Genomic DNA, 13,666 nt, shown 5'->3' on the forward strand with positions numbered 1-13,666 from the left:
GTTGCCTGGTCACAGGAAAGAACGCAGAACTGAAACGACTAGACGGAATGAGTGAAAAGCCCGGAATTATTAGCTTCACGCGCATTTATGCGGGATGCTTCGGGTAAAACAAGATTCAAACAAGGTATGTTTAAAACGAAGTCTGTGGATTAACTTAGCACGACTCCAGCCGGGCGTCCAGAGTTCCGCAAAAAATAGGAATCTGGACGCCGGAACAGCAATTCGCTTACGCCAGGTTAGCGTCGAGGAACTCTTTCAGCTGACCCTTGGACAGTGCGCCAACTTTAGTGGCCGCCACTTCGCCGTTTTTAAACAGCAGCAGGGTTGGGATACCGCGAATGCCGTATTTCGGCGCAGTGCCCGGGTTCTGGTCAATGTTCAGCTTAGCTACGGTCAGTTTGCCCTGATACTCTTCAGCGATCTCATCCAGAATCGGGGCGATCATTTTGCACGGACCACACCACTCTGCCCAGAAATCGACGAGGGTCAGCCCGTCAGCCTTGAGTACGTCCGTGTCAAAACTGTCGTCAGTCAGGTGAATAATTTTATCGCTCATATTTAACTCCACAGGAATAAGCCTGGTGTGTTGGTGTCGTAGCCATCAACGACGCGCTGCGGCTACGTTATGCACGCTATTCTTCAGGATACCTCAATTCTCTGGCCTGCCAACTGGCGCAATCCATCATGGACTCGCCTGTTGACGCCAGGGTGCCCGAACGCGAACTGCATGCTGCAGATTTATCGCTCCCGACTCGCTTAGTAGTCTAAGCTATCCTGGATTCGTTCAGTTACCGTAGACGTACCTTGAATAATTTCGTACACCGCCAACGAAAGGTTGACGTTATTTCACCGGATACGCTTTCTTAATGCAATAGTTAGCTGATATTCTACCACACTATGAGCAAAACACATTTAACAGAACAGAAGTTTTCCGACTTCGCCCTGCACCCGGCAGTCATTGAAGCCCTTGAAAAGAAAGGGTTTCATAATTGCACACCCATTCAGGCCCTCGCCCTTCCGCTGACGCTGGAAGGCCGCGATGTCGCCGGGCAGGCGCAAACCGGTACCGGTAAAACGATGGCGTTCCTGACGTCAACGTTTCATTATCTTCTCTCTCACCCGGCTATCGCCGATCGCCAGGTTAACCAACCGCGCGCGCTGATTATGGCGCCGACGCGTGAACTGGCGGTACAGATCCACGCCGACGCTGAGCCACTGGCGCTGGCCACCGGTCTGAAGCTGGGTCTGGCTTACGGCGGCGACGGCTACGATAAACAGCTGAAAGTGCTGGAAAGCGGCGTCGATATTCTGATCGGCACCACTGGTCGTCTGATCGATTACGCGAAGCAGAACCACATTAACCTCGGCGCCATTCAGGTTGTCGTGCTGGACGAAGCCGATCGCATGTACGATCTCGGCTTTATTAAAGATATCCGCTGGCTGTTCCGCCGCATGCCGCCGGCCACTCAGCGCCTGAACATGCTGTTCTCCGCGACCCTTTCTTATCGCGTCCGCGAACTGGCGTTCGAACAAATGAATAACGCCGAGTACGTTGAAGTCGAGCCGGAACAGAAGACAGGCCACCGTATTAAAGAAGAGCTCTTCTACCCTTCCAATGAAGAAAAAATGCGCCTGCTGCAGACGCTGCTGGAAGAAGAGTGGCCCGATCGCGCCATCGTTTTCGCCAATACCAAGCACCGTTGCGAAGATATCTGGGGCCATCTCGCCGCCGACGGCCATCGCGTAGGTCTGCTGACCGGCGACGTGGCGCAGAAAAAACGTCTGCGCATTCTCGAAGAATTTACCCGTGGCGACCTCGATATTCTGGTCGCGACCGATGTTGCCGCCCGTGGCTTACATATTCCGGCCGTGACTCACGTCTTTAACTACGATCTGCCGGACGACTGCGAAGATTACGTTCACCGCATCGGCCGTACCGGTCGCGCTGGCGCCAGCGGTCACTCCATTAGCCTCGCCTGCGAAGAGTATGCGCTGAATCTGCCGGCGATCGAAACCTATATTGGTCACTCAATTCCGGTCAGTAAGTACAACCCGGACGCGCTGATGACCGACCTGCCTAAGCCGCTGCGTCTGACCCGTGCGCGCCCAGGCAACGGCCCGCGCCGTAACGGTCCACCGCGCAATCGTCGTCGTTCAGGTTAAGAGATCTATGCCATACGCTCAGTCATTCAGAATCTGCCAGGGCGACCTTCCTCTGGCGACCCGCTCAGTGATGTGGATCGGGCCTAAGCGCCCCGCCGACCAGGGAGCCTTCTGAACGATGAAGAGTATGAGCTCCACCTCGCTATATGCCGCCATTGATTTGGGCTCCAATAGTTTCCATATGTTGGTGGTGCGCGAGGTGGCGGGCAGCATCCAGACGCTGAGCCGCATTAAGCGTAAGGTTCGACTGGCCGCCGGCCTGAATAGCGACAACACCCTCTCCGCAGAAGCGATGGAACGGGGCTGGCAGTGCTTACGCCTGTTTGCCGAGCGCCTGCAGGATATTCCGCCGACGCAAATCCGCGTCGTGGCCACCGCCACGCTGCGTCTTGCCGTCAATGCGGGGGAGTTTCTGGCGAAAGCGCAGGAGATCCTCGGCACTCCAGTGCAAGTGATCAGCGGCGAAGAAGAAGCGCGCCTGATTTACCAGGGTGTCGCCCACACCACCGGCGGCGCCGATCAGCGCCTGGTGGTCGATATCGGCGGCGCCAGCACCGAGCTGGTGACCGGGACCGGCGCACAAACAACCTCGCTGTTTAGCCTGTCGATGGGCTGTGTGACCTGGCTTGAACGCTATTTTGCCGACCGTAGTCTGACGAAAGAGAATTTCGATCTCGCCGAAGCGGCTGCGCGCGAGGTGCTACTGCCCGTCGCCGATGTGCTGCGCTATCACGGATGGAAAGTGTGCGTTGGCGCCTCCGGCACCGTTCAGGCTCTGCAGGAAATTATGATGGCGCAGGGGATGGATGAACGAATCACCCTCGCCAAACTCCAGCAGCTTAAACAGCGCGCTATCCAGTGCGGACGTCTGGAAGAGCTGGAGATCGAAGGCTTAACCCTTGAGCGGGCGCTGGTGTTTCCTAGCGGGCTGGCGATCCTGATCGCTATCTTCAGCGAACTGAATATTCAGTGTATGACCCTCGCGGGCGGCGCGTTACGCGAAGGCCTGGTGTACGGCATGCTGCATCTCTCCGTTGAGCAGGACATCCGCAGCCGCACGCTGCGTAATATTCAGCGTCGTTTTATGATCGACACCGAACAGGCCCAGCGCGTCGGCGGCCTTGCCAGTCATCTGCTCAGTCAGTTGGATGGCAGCTGGGAGCTGGATCCGCTAAGCCGTGATTTACTCCTTAGCGCCTGTGCGCTGCATGAGATTGGGCTGAGCGTGGATTTTAAGCGCGCGCCGCAGCACGCCGCCTATCTGGTCAATAACCTCGACCTGCCGGGCTTTACCCCGGCGCAGAAGAAGCTGATTGCCACGCTGCTCCTTAACCAGACTAACGCTATCGACCTCTCTTCGCTTCATCAACAGAATGCCGTCCCACCGCGGGTGGCTGAGCATCTGTGTCGTCTGCTGCGACTGGCAATCCTGTTTGCCAGCCGGCGGCGCGACGATCTGTTGCCCGCCATTCAGCTGACCGCTCAAGACGAACAACTGACGCTGATATTGCCGGGAAACTGGCTGGATGAACATCCGCTGGGTCGGGAGATGGTCGATCAGGAGTGTCAGTGGCAAAGCTACGTCCACTGGATACTTCGGGTCGCCAGCGGCGATACGCTGAAATAATATCCAGCCAGGAGGGCGGATGCGGGAAGAACTGGATTTCAAATCGCTACGCTTTTTCTCTGCGCTCTACCGCTTGGGCAATGTTTCCCCAGCAGCGGACGCGCTCGATATCAGCCAGCCCACCGGCAGCCTTTTGCTGAAAAAACTACGAGATCATTTTGCTGACCCGCTGTTTGTCCGGGTCGGGCAGCGGATGATCCCGACGCCGCGAGCGGACGCGATCGCCCCCACCATCTCGACTCTTCTCCAGCTTGCCGATAACGATTTAGCGGTCAAACCTGAATTTCTTCCCCAGCAGAGCCAGCGTAATTTTACGATCGGTATGACCGATATCAGCCAAATGACGCTGCTGCCTTTATTGCAAATTGCGCTCCAGCAGCAGGCGGCGGACGGGATCACCTTTACGGTACAGAATCTGGATGAGCAGACCCTCAACGCCCTCGAATCCGGGAAATGCGATCTCGCGATCGGCTATCTGACGCAGCTTCCGGAAAGCGTCTACCAGCAACATCTCTTCGATCAATCATATGTCTGCCTGGCTGCGGAAAACCATCCTCGCATTCGCGCACAGCTCCGCGCCGAAGACTGGCGCCAGGAAAAGCATCTGGCGATCCGCGTGGAGGGGACTGCCCATGGCGATATGGATAAGCTGCTTGATGAGCACCACATGCCCCGGCGCATTGCGCTAACGTTACCAAGTTTTTTAGGTACCGGTGAGCTGGTGGCCGAAAGCGATATGATTGCCGTCGTCCCGGAACAGGTGGCGCGGCATATCACCCGGCGCTATCCCTGCCGTAGCTGGCCGCTGCCTTTTCCCCTCGCCAAAATCGCCATCCGTCAGGTCTGGCATCAGCGGCTGCACCGCGATCCCGGACATATCTGGCTACGCTCGCTGATCGCTACGCTTGCCGATCCCGCACAGCAGAGTACTTCTATTAAAATCTAAGTAACAAATTACGCCCGTGTATTGGTTTTATTAATAACCCCTATTACGTTTGGTTTATTGCTGGTAATACGTGAAAGCTTTTATTCTCCTCGCATCAAGCCACACTGACACATATCGCAAGGAAAATATCATGCGCGGAAAAATTGCTTTAGAAGAACACGTATCCACTCCTGAAAATAACCGTCTGTGGGATTCATCTGGTGAAGCAGGTCGTAACGGCACAGAATATATGAAAGATGTCGAACGCCGCCTGCTGGATCGCAGCATTCAGCTGGAAGAAATGGCGCAGCGTCATATTGATCATGTAATTCTTTCTCTGACTTCACCTGGCGCCCAGTCTATTTTAGATAAAGCCAAAGCCGTCTCTTTTGCCCGCGATACTAACGATTTTATCGTTGAGAATTATGTGAAGCCAAATCCGGACAAATTCAGCGCCTTCGCCACCCTGGCATTGCAGAACCCGGAAGCCGCGGCGGAAGAGCTGGAGCGCGCCGTGAAAAAGTTAGGCATGAAAGGTGCGCTGATCAACGGCTACACCAACGTTAAAGATAGCGAGCATGGCCTGTATCTTGATGACGAATCCATGCTGGTATTCTGGGATAAGGTCAACGAGCTGAACGTGCCTGTCTATCTGCATCCTCGTGAACCGCTGGAAGGCCCGGCGCGTGGCATCTATACCGGTTACGAAAGCCTGATCGGCTCTGCCTGGGGCTTCGCTCAGGAAACGGCAGTGCATGCTATTCGTCTGATGATGAGCGGTCTGTTCGATCGTTATCCTAACCTCAATCTGGTGCTGGGTCACCTCGGCGAAGGGCTGGTACATATGCTGCCGCGCACTCAACATCGTCTCTATCGTCAGCGTTTCGGCTGCGGTCTGGGTAAAGCGGAAAAACCGTTAATGCACTACCTGCAGAATAACTTCATCGTTACCACCAGCGGCCATTTCAATACCCATTCACTGAATAATGCTATTGAAGTCATGGGCGCCGATCGCGTGATGTTCTCTGTCGATTATCCGTATGAAGATATTCATCAGGCCTGCGACTGGTTTGATCCTTTAGAACTTGAAGCAGGCCTGAAAGAGAAAATCGCCTGGGGTAATGCCAGCCGCGTATTTAACATTAAATAATTAATTTAAATATTTCAGGGCCTGTATATTCAGGCCCTGATTTTTATTAGGGAAAATAAATTATGGCTATAGGTATATTTGTCTGTAGCGGCTCGCTTCTCGTCGGTGCGCTGGCGGGCGCTTCACTGAATCGTTTTATTCCGGAACATTTCAAAAAAACCTTACCGTTGATCGCCGGACTGATCTCAATCAGTATGGGCATATTCTTTGTCAATAAATTGCATAACCTGCCGCCGATTGCCCTGGCTATTATTGTCGGCACGATTATCGGCGGCCTGTTGAATATTGAAAAATGGATTGAACGAGCCGGAACAACGCTGCGCAGCCCCATTGAACGTATCTTTCCGGCGCAGTCCAGCGCCAGCGTCGGTGCGGAAGATTTTATGAATCAGTTTATCGCCGTGCTGATCCTGTTCTGCGCCAGCGGTACCGGCATCTTCGGCGCCTTAACCGAAGGGATGACCGGCGACCCGACCATTCTGCTGACCAAGTCGATCCTCGACTTTTTTACTGCCGCGATTTTCGCCTCCACGCTGGGGTATATCATCACCGTGATCTTTATTCCCCAGCTGATTGTTTTCGTTATCCTGTTTTTCGCGGCAACCTTTATCATGGCGTTAATCAATCCGTCGATGATCGCCGATTTCACCGCCTGCGGCGGCATCATTATGCTGGCGACCGGTTTCCGTCTGTGCGGGATCCGTGCCTTCCCTACCGCCAATATGCTGCCCTCGCTAATACTGGTGATGCCCTTCTCCGCCGCCTGGCAGCAGTTTATCGCCTGAGACGCTAAGCTTTTTTCGCCTTTGCCAGCATCGCCCGAATATTAGCGACGTTGGCCTGGCCTTTTTGCATCCGCTCTTCAGGCGTAATGGTTTTGCGTGCCTGCTCCCAGATAAGGTCGTCCTGAGGTAGCTCCAGCAGAAAACGACTCGGTTCAGGACGCACCAGCTCGCCATATTGCCGGCGCTCCTTACAGAGCGTAAAGGTCAGCTCTTTCTGCGCACGGGTGATGCCAACGTAGGCCAGGCGGCGCTCTTCATCGACGTTATCTTCATCAATGCTGCTTTGGTGCGGCAGCAATCCCTCTTCCATTCCCACCAGATAAACGTAGGGGAACTCCAGCCCCTTTGACGCATGGAGAGTCATCAGCTGCACCTGATCCAGCTCTTCATCCGATTCGCCGCGCTCCATCATGTCGCGCAGGGTAAAGCGGGTGACCACCTGGGTCAGGGTCATCGGCTCATCGATTTCGCTGCCTTCCAGCATCTCGGTCATCCAGGTAAACAGCTGGTTGACGTTTTTCATGCGCATTTCCGCGGCTTTCGGGCTGGGCGAGGTTTCATACAGCCAGGATTCGTAGTCGATCCCGCGAATCAAATCGCGCACGGCGTTGACCGGCTCGCGTTCGGCCAGCTGCTGGATCTCGCGTAGCCAGTGGGTGAAGCGGGTGAGGGATTCATAGCCGCGCCCGGTCAGCGTCTGGCTGAGACCCATATCAAAGCTGGCGGTGAACAATCCTTTGTTGCGGCCCATCGCCCACTCACCGAGCTTTTGCAGCGTCGCCGGGCCGATCTCGCGCTTCGGCGTGTTGACGATACGCAGGAAGGCGCTGTCGTCGTCCGGGTTGGTCAGCACGCGCAGATAGGCCAGCAGATCTTTAATTTCCGGACGCGAAAAGAACGACGTGCCGCCGGAGATTTTGTACGGGATGCGGTTCTGCATCAGCATCTTTTCAAAGACCCGCGACTGGTGATTGCCGCGATAAAGGATAGCGTAGTCTTTGTAATTGGTTTTATTAATGAAGTGGTGGGCGATCAGCTCCCCGGCCACGCGCTCCGCTTCATGATCTTCATTGTTGGCGGAGAGCACTTTCAGCTCTGCGCCATATCCCAGTTCGGAGAACAGCCGCTTTTCAAAGACGTGAGGGTTATTGGCGATCAAAATGTTGGCGGCTTTCAGAATACGCCCGGATGAGCGGTAGTTCTGCTCAAGCTTGATCACCTGCAGCGCCGGGAAGTCCTGGCTGAGCAGCACCAGGTTCTGCGGCCGCGCGCCGCGCCACGAGTAGATCGACTGGTCGTCATCGCCCACCACGGTAAAGCGCGCCCGCTGACCCACCAGCAGTTTCACCAGCTCATACTGGCTGGTATTGGTATCCTGATACTCATCTACCAGCAGGTAGCGGATCTTATTTTGCCAGCGCTCGCGCACCTCCTCGTTGCGCTGCAGCAGCAGCGTTGGCAGTAGGATCAGATCGTCAAAATCGAGGACATTGCAGGCCTTCATGTGCGCGTCGTATAGCCCATAGCAGTGGGCGAAAATACGATCCCGTTCGCCTTTCGCGCCAGCGGCGGCCTGCGCCGGGGTTTTTAGATCGTTTTTCCAGTTGGAGATCGTCGAGATCAGCTGCTGAAGCACCACTTTGTCATCTTCGATCAATCCTTCGGTCAGTTCCTTAAGCAGCGCCACCTGGTCGGTATCGTCGAATAAGGAAAAGTTAGACTTCATACCCAGCGCAGCGTATTCGCGCTTAATGATATCCAGCCCCAAAGTGTGGAAGGTGGAAATCATCAGCCCACGCGCCTCTTTGCGCCCCAGCGTTTGCCCAACGCGCTCTTTCATCTCGCGCGCGGCTTTGTTGGTAAAGGTCACGGCCGCGATATGGCGCGCCTGATAGCCGCAGCCGCGGATCAGGTGGGCGATTTTATTCGTAATAACGCGGGTCTTACCGGAACCGGCGCCCGCCAGCACCAGGCACGGTCCGGTGACGAATTCGACGGCTTGTTGTTGGCCAGGGTTTAAACGCATGGGAGTCTTGCTCAATCTTCGAACGGGGTGGGGATTGTAGCAGAAAGCGGAGCCGAGATTTACTGACTGATGGTAAAGTGTCAGCCACGCAAACCATCCTGAGAATGATGTCATGGCAAAAAGCGCAGCGGCCCTGCATATCCTGGTCAAAGAAGAGAAACTGGCGCTGGAGATCCTCGCCAAACTGGAGCGGGGCGTCAGCTTCGATCATCTGGCGAAACGCTATTCTAAATGTCCGTCTGGCCGCAACGGCGGCGACTTAGGCGAGTTTCAGCAAGGCGCGATGGTCGGTCCGTTTGATCAAGCCGTCTTCAGCTGTCCGCTGCTCAAACCCTATGGCCCGGTGAAAACCAAATTCGGCTACCACATCATCAAGGTGCTGTATCGCCGCTAGCGCGTGATACTATGGCGCCCTGATTTATCCCAACTCACTCAAGGCGCAATCATGGCTAAAACCGCGGCAGCACTGCATATCCTGGTAAAAGAAGAGAAACTGGCGCTCGATCTGCTCGAGCAGCTCAAAAACGGCGCCGATTTCGGCAAGCTGGCAAAGAAACACTCCATTTGTCCGTCAGGCAAACGCGGCGGCGATCTGGGTGAGTTCCGCCAGGGCCAGATGGTACCGGCCTTCGATAAAGTGGTCTTCTCCTGCCCTGAACTGGAGCCAACCGGCCCGCTGCATACCCAGTTCGGCTACCACATCATCAAAGTGCTGTACCGGAAATAATAAAAAAACCCGGGGATCTTAATCTCCGGGTTTTTGCCTGATGGCGCTTCGCCTATCAGGCCTACTAAACAAATCCATGCCTCTATGGATTTCGGCTTGCCGGAAGGCGGCAAGGAAGTACATCCCCAGGAACAAAGATTACTATGTGACTGGGGTGTACGTACCGTAGCCAACGCATCGGCAAGTCGAAAGACGACGAGGAATTAGCCGGCTACCGCGATACGCTTCATATCGGTCATATAACCGCGCAGTTTCTTACCAACCTGCTCGATAGCGTGGCTGCGAATCGCTTCGTTCACATCGCGCAGCTGCGCGTTATCTACCGCGCCTTCGGCAATCGCTGTGCCCAGGTCGCCGGTCTGCAGGGTGGTCATGAACTCTTTCAGCAGCGGTACGCAAGCGTAAGAGAACAGGTAGTTACCATATTCAGCGGTATCGGAAATAACCACGTTCATCTCATACAGACGCTTACGGGCGATGGTGTTGGCGATAAGCGGCAGCTCATGCAGTGATTCGTAGTAAGCAGACTCTTCGATGATGCCGGAGGCCACCATGGTTTCGAAGGCCAGCTCAACGCCCGCTTTCACCATCGCGATCATCAGAACGCCTTTATCGAAGTACTCCTGCTCGCCGATTTTGCCTTCATATTGCGGCGCGGTTTCGAAGGCGGTTTTGCCGGTCTCTTCACGCCAGGTCAGCAGTTTCTTATCGTCGTTCGCCCAGTCCGCCATCATGCCGGAGGAGAATTCGCCGGAGATAATGTCGTCCATGTGTTTCTGGAACAGCGGCGCCATGATCTCTTTCAGCTGCTCGGACAGCGCATAAGCGCGCAGTTTCGCCGGGTTGGAGAGGCGATCCATCATCAGGGTGATGCCGCCCTGCTTCAGCGCTTCGGTGATGGTTTCCCAGCCGAACTGAATCAGTTTTTCTGCATACGCCGGATCGGTACCTTCCGCCACCAGCTTGTCGAAGCACAGCAGAGAACCCGCCTGCAGCATGCCGCAAAGGATGGTTTGCTCGCCCATCAGGTCAGATTTCACTTCCGCCACGAAGGAAGATTCCAGCACGCCCGCGCGGTGGCCGCCTGTCGCCGCAGCCCATGCTTTGGCAATCGCCATGCCTTCGCCTTTCGGGTTGTTTTCCGGGTGTACCGCGATAAGCGTCGGTACGCCGAAACCGCGTTTGTACTCTTCACGCACTTCGGTGCCCGGGCACTTCGGCGCCACCATCACCACGGTGATGTCTTTACGGATCTGCTCGCCCACTTCCACGATGTTGAAGCCGTGGGAGTAACCCAGCGCTGCGCCGTCTTTCATCAGCGGCTGTACGGAGCGCACAACGTCTGAGTGCTGTTTGTCCGGCGTCAGGTTAACCACCAGGTCCGCCTGCGGGATCAGCTCTTCATAAGTGCCGACTTTGAAGCCGTTTTCAGTCGCTTTACGCCAGGAGGCGCGCTTCTCAGCGATCGCTTCTTTACGCAGCGCATAGGAGATATCCAGGCCGGAGTCACGCATGTTCAGACCCTGGTTCAGGCCCTGCGCGCCGCAGCCGACGATGACCACTTTTTTACCCTGAAGGTAGCTTGCGCCATCGGCGAATTCGTCGCGCGCCATAAAGCGGCATTTGCCCAGCTGTGCCAGCTGCTGGCGCAGGTTCAGTGTATTAAAGTAGTTAGCCATGTCTGTAACTCCGTGATGTTGTGTCGTGCTTATTGTTCGGTTCGCTTTTGCGAGAATGAACTTACTATATGACAGGAATTTTATTGCGGAAATTGATATATTCACAACGTCACGTTGCATTTTATGAAATACAAAACCGGGGAGTACGCGCCGTGGATTTACGCGATCTGAAAACCTTTCTGCATCTGGCGGAAAGCCGCCATTTTGGCCGCAGCGCGCGGGCCATGCACGTCAGCCCGTCGACGCTTTCGCGCCAGATCCAGCGTCTGGAAGAGGACCTCGGCCAGCCGCTGTTCGTGCGAGATAATCGCACGGTGACCCTTACCGAAGCCGGGGAAGAGTTACGTACCTTTGCCCAACAGACTTTATTGCAGTATCAGCAGCTTCGTCACGTCATCGATCAGCAGGGCCCTTCGCTCTCCGGCGAGCTGCACATCTTCTGCTCCGTCACCGCCGCCTATAGCCATCTGCCGCCGATCCTCGACCGCTTTCGCGCCGCGCACCCCTCGGTGGAGATCAAGCTCTCGACCGGCGACGCCGCCGACGCTATGGAGAAGGTCGTCACCGGCGAAGCCGACCTGGCGATTGCCGGTAAGCCGGAGACTCTGCCAGGGTCGGTGGCGTTTTCGATGCTGGAGAACCTCGCCGTGGTGTTAATTGCCCCGGCCCTTCCCTGCCCGGTGCGCAACCAGGTGACCGTCGAGCGCCCCGACTGGTCGACAGTGCCCTTTATCATGGCCGACCAGGGGCCGGTACGTCGGCGCATCGAGCTGTGGTTTCGGCGGCATAAAATCAGCAATCCGTCGATCTACGCCACCGTCGGCGGGCACGAAGCGATGGTGTCGATGGTCGCCCTGGGATGCGGCGTGGCGCTGCTGCCGGAAGTGGTGCTGGAGAACAGTCCGGAGCCGGTACGCAACAGGGTGATGATCCTGGAGCGCAGCGATGAGCAAACGCCGTTTGAGCTGGGCGTTTGCGCACAAAAAAAGCGGCTGCATGAGCCGCTTATTGATGCTTTCTGGAAAATTCTTCCCAACCACTAACCCGCGAGGAAAAAGCGGAATGCCGGGTTATGCGTTTCGTCGTGGCACTCATAGCCCAGCTCATTAAGACGAGTTTCAAAGTCCGGCTCGTGCTCGCCCAACTCGAAGGCCGCCAGTACCCGACCATAGTCAGTGCCGTGGCTGCGGTAGTGGAACAGTGAAATATTCCAGTGGGTGCCAAGGGTATGCAGGAATTTCAGCAGCGCCCCCGGCGATTCCGGAAACTCGAAGCTGAACAGCCGCTCCTGCAGCGCTTTGGTCGGCCGGCCGCCGACCATATAGCGCACATGGAGCTTGGCCATTTCGTCATCGGAAAGGTCAACGACGCTGTAGCCGCCATCGTTCAGTAACTGGAGGATCTCTTTCCGCTCTTCCAGGCCACGACTCAGGCGTACCCCGACAAAAATACAGGCGTCTTTGGCATCGGCAAAGCGGTAGTTGAACTCCGTCACCGAGCGGCCCCCCAGTAGCTGGCAAAACTTCAAAAAGCTACCTTTCTCTTCCGGGATCGTCACCGCCAGCAGTGCTTCGCGCTGTTCCCCGAGCTCGCAGCGCTCGGACACGTAGCGCAGGCCGTGGAAGTTGACGTTGGCCCCGGACAGAATATGAGCCAGACGCTCGCCGCGGATGTTATGCTGGGCAATATACTTTTTCATCCCCGCCAGCGCCAGCGCGCCGGAAGGCTCCGCCACCGCCCGCACATCTTCGAACAGATCCTTCATCGCCGCGCAGATAGCATCGCTATCGACGGTGATGATATCGTCCAGATACTCCTGGCATAAACGGAACGTTTCATCGCCGATGCGTTTGACCGCCACGCCTTCGGCAAACAAGCCGACGCGCGGCAGATCCACCGGATGGCCTGCGTCCAGCGCCGCCTTCAGGCAAGCAGAATCTTCCGCCTCCACCGCGATCACTTTGATCTGCGGCATCAGCTGCTTGATCAGCACCGCCACGCCCGCTGCCAGACCGCCGCCGCCCACCGGGACGAATACGCGGTCAATATGGGCATCCTGCTGCAGCAGCTCCAGCGCCAGGGTTCCCTGTCCGGCGATGACCATCGGGTGATCGAACGGCGGCACCCAGGTAAAACCCTGCTGTTGCGCCAGCTCAATCGCTCTCGCCTTCGCTTCGTCAAAGTTGGCGCCGTGCAGCAGCACTTCGCCGCCAAAGCCGCGAACGGCATCGACTTTGATATCGGCGGTCGCTACTGGCATCACGATCAGCGCCTTAACGCCCAGCCGCGATGCGGAAAACGCCACGCCCTGGGCATGGTTGCCCGCCGAAGCGGTGATCACCCCGTGGGATTTCTGTTCGGCAGTCAGGCTGGACATCATCGCGTAAGCGCCGCGCAGCTTAAAGCTGTGTACCGGCTGGCGATCTTCACGCTTCACCAGAATAACGTTATCCAGCCGCGACGAGAGCTTATCCATTTTTTGCAGCGGCGTTTTCTGCACCGCTTCATAAACCGGCGCGCGCAGCACTGCTCGCAGGTACTCGGCGCCCTCAGGAGCGCCGGACAAGGGTTGTGAATCCGCCAT

12 protein-coding genes are annotated in these 13,666 nt (G+C 56.3%); 8 read left to right on the top strand and 4 right to left on the bottom strand.

Annotated features, from left to right (window positions below):
- Positions 1–226 precede the first annotated feature (226 nt).
- Complete coding sequence (gene trxA, locus LPQ25_RS25120) at positions 227–556, bottom strand: thioredoxin TrxA (protein ID WP_002883224.1); 330 nt, start codon at positions 554–556, stop codon at positions 227–229.
- A 341-nt stretch (positions 557–897) separates the two neighbouring features.
- Between trxA and rhlB the strand changes: the two genes are divergently transcribed.
- The 5 genes from rhlB to LPQ25_RS25145 all read left to right on the top strand — a co-directional run bounded on the left by rhlB (position 898) and on the right by LPQ25_RS25145 (position 6,650).
- A complete protein-coding gene (gene rhlB, locus LPQ25_RS25125; RefSeq protein WP_012737122.1) occupies positions 898–2,163 on the top strand; it encodes an ATP-dependent RNA helicase RhlB in 1,266 nt (421 codons plus the stop codon).
- Positions 2,164–2,281: 118 nt separating this feature from the next.
- Entirely contained in the window at positions 2,282–3,790 is a 1,509-nt protein-coding gene (gene gppA / locus LPQ25_RS25130) for a guanosine-5'-triphosphate,3'-diphosphate diphosphatase (RefSeq protein WP_004150419.1), read from the top strand.
- Positions 3,791–3,809: 19 nt separating this feature from the next.
- Positions 3,810–4,736 (top strand): LysR family transcriptional regulator, encoded by a 927-nt coding sequence (locus LPQ25_RS25135; protein WP_002883211.1) that lies wholly within the window; start codon positions 3,810–3,812, stop codon positions 4,734–4,736.
- A 130-nt stretch (positions 4,737–4,866) separates the two neighbouring features.
- Complete coding sequence (locus LPQ25_RS25140; RefSeq protein ID WP_004181642.1) at positions 4,867–5,865, top strand: amidohydrolase family protein; 999 nt, start codon at positions 4,867–4,869, stop codon at positions 5,863–5,865.
- Positions 5,866–5,927: 62 nt separating this feature from the next.
- Positions 5,928–6,650 carry a DUF554 domain-containing protein gene (locus LPQ25_RS25145; RefSeq protein ID WP_002883185.1) on the top strand — a complete coding sequence of 241 codons (723 nt, stop codon included), beginning with the start codon at positions 5,928–5,930 and terminating at the stop codon, positions 6,648–6,650.
- A gap of 4 nt (positions 6,651–6,654) precedes the next feature.
- On the opposite strand, the gene rep is transcribed toward LPQ25_RS25145, so the two are convergent.
- Positions 6,655–8,676: a DNA helicase Rep gene (gene rep / locus LPQ25_RS25150; RefSeq protein WP_004181641.1), complete on the bottom strand. Its 2,022-nt coding sequence runs from the start codon at positions 8,674–8,676 to the stop codon at positions 6,655–6,657.
- 112 nt (positions 8,677–8,788) lie between these two features.
- On the opposite strand from rep, the gene ppiC (LPQ25_RS25155) reads away from it, so the two are divergent.
- Both ppiC (LPQ25_RS25155) and ppiC (LPQ25_RS25160) read left to right on the top strand, forming a co-directional pair.
- Positions 8,789–9,070: a peptidylprolyl isomerase PpiC gene (gene ppiC, locus LPQ25_RS25155; RefSeq protein ID WP_002883181.1), complete on the top strand. Its 282-nt coding sequence runs from the start codon at positions 8,789–8,791 to the stop codon at positions 9,068–9,070.
- 51 nt (positions 9,071–9,121) lie between these two features.
- Positions 9,122–9,403: a peptidylprolyl isomerase PpiC gene (gene ppiC / locus LPQ25_RS25160; protein ID WP_002883180.1), complete on the top strand. Its 282-nt coding sequence runs from the start codon at positions 9,122–9,124 to the stop codon at positions 9,401–9,403.
- 203 nt (positions 9,404–9,606) lie between these two features.
- Here the strand turns inward: ppiC (LPQ25_RS25160) and ilvC are convergent, their stop codons facing one another.
- Positions 9,607–11,082 carry a ketol-acid reductoisomerase gene (gene ilvC / locus LPQ25_RS25165; protein WP_014908115.1) on the bottom strand — a complete coding sequence of 492 codons (1,476 nt, stop codon included), beginning with the start codon at positions 11,080–11,082 and terminating at the stop codon, positions 9,607–9,609.
- Positions 11,083–11,234: 152 nt separating this feature from the next.
- On the opposite strand from ilvC, the gene ilvY reads away from it, so the two are divergent.
- Positions 11,235–12,125 carry an HTH-type transcriptional activator IlvY gene (gene ilvY / locus LPQ25_RS25170; RefSeq protein WP_002883176.1) on the top strand — a complete coding sequence of 297 codons (891 nt, stop codon included), beginning with the start codon at positions 11,235–11,237 and terminating at the stop codon, positions 12,123–12,125.
- Here the strand turns inward: ilvY and ilvA are convergent.
- A complete protein-coding gene (gene ilvA / locus LPQ25_RS25175) occupies positions 12,122–13,666 on the bottom strand; it encodes a threonine ammonia-lyase, biosynthetic (RefSeq protein WP_012737119.1) in 1,545 nt (514 codons plus the stop codon). The two genes, ilvY and ilvA, sit on opposite strands and share 4 nt — an antisense overlap.

It is taken from the genome of Klebsiella sp. KPN54798, from assembly GCF_021184225.1.
Lineage (GTDB): Bacteria > Pseudomonadota > Gammaproteobacteria > Enterobacterales > Enterobacteriaceae > Klebsiella > Klebsiella pneumoniae.

Excerpts from the sequence above, each read along its gene's own strand:
- LPQ25_RS25140 (WP_004181642.1), top strand. The coding sequence starts at position 4,867 with ATGCGCGGAAAAATTGCTTTAGAAGAACACGTATCCACTCCTGAAAAT.
- LPQ25_RS25135 (WP_002883211.1), top strand. The coding sequence starts at position 3,810 with ATGCGGGAAGAACTGGATTTCAAATCGCTACGCTTTTTCTCTGCGCTC.
- trxA (WP_002883224.1), bottom strand. The coding sequence starts at position 556 with ATGAGCGATAAAATTATTCACCTGACTGACGACAGTTTTGACACGGAC.
- ilvA (WP_012737119.1), bottom strand. The coding sequence starts at position 13,666 with ATGGCGGATTCACAACCCTTGTCCGGCGCTCCTGAGGGCGCCGAGTAC.
- LPQ25_RS25145 (WP_002883185.1), top strand. The coding sequence starts at position 5,928 with ATGGCTATAGGTATATTTGTCTGTAGCGGCTCGCTTCTCGTCGGTGCG.
- ppiC (WP_002883180.1), top strand. The coding sequence starts at position 9,122 with ATGGCTAAAACCGCGGCAGCACTGCATATCCTGGTAAAAGAAGAGAAA.
- ppiC (WP_002883181.1), top strand. The coding sequence starts at position 8,789 with ATGGCAAAAAGCGCAGCGGCCCTGCATATCCTGGTCAAAGAAGAGAAA.
- ilvC (WP_014908115.1), bottom strand. The coding sequence starts at position 11,082 with ATGGCTAACTACTTTAATACACTGAACCTGCGCCAGCAGCTGGCACAG.
- rep (WP_004181641.1), bottom strand. The coding sequence starts at position 8,676 with ATGCGTTTAAACCCTGGCCAACAACAAGCCGTCGAATTCGTCACCGGA.
- rhlB (WP_012737122.1), top strand. The coding sequence starts at position 898 with ATGAGCAAAACACATTTAACAGAACAGAAGTTTTCCGACTTCGCCCTG.
- gppA (WP_004150419.1), top strand. The coding sequence starts at position 2,282 with ATGAAGAGTATGAGCTCCACCTCGCTATATGCCGCCATTGATTTGGGC.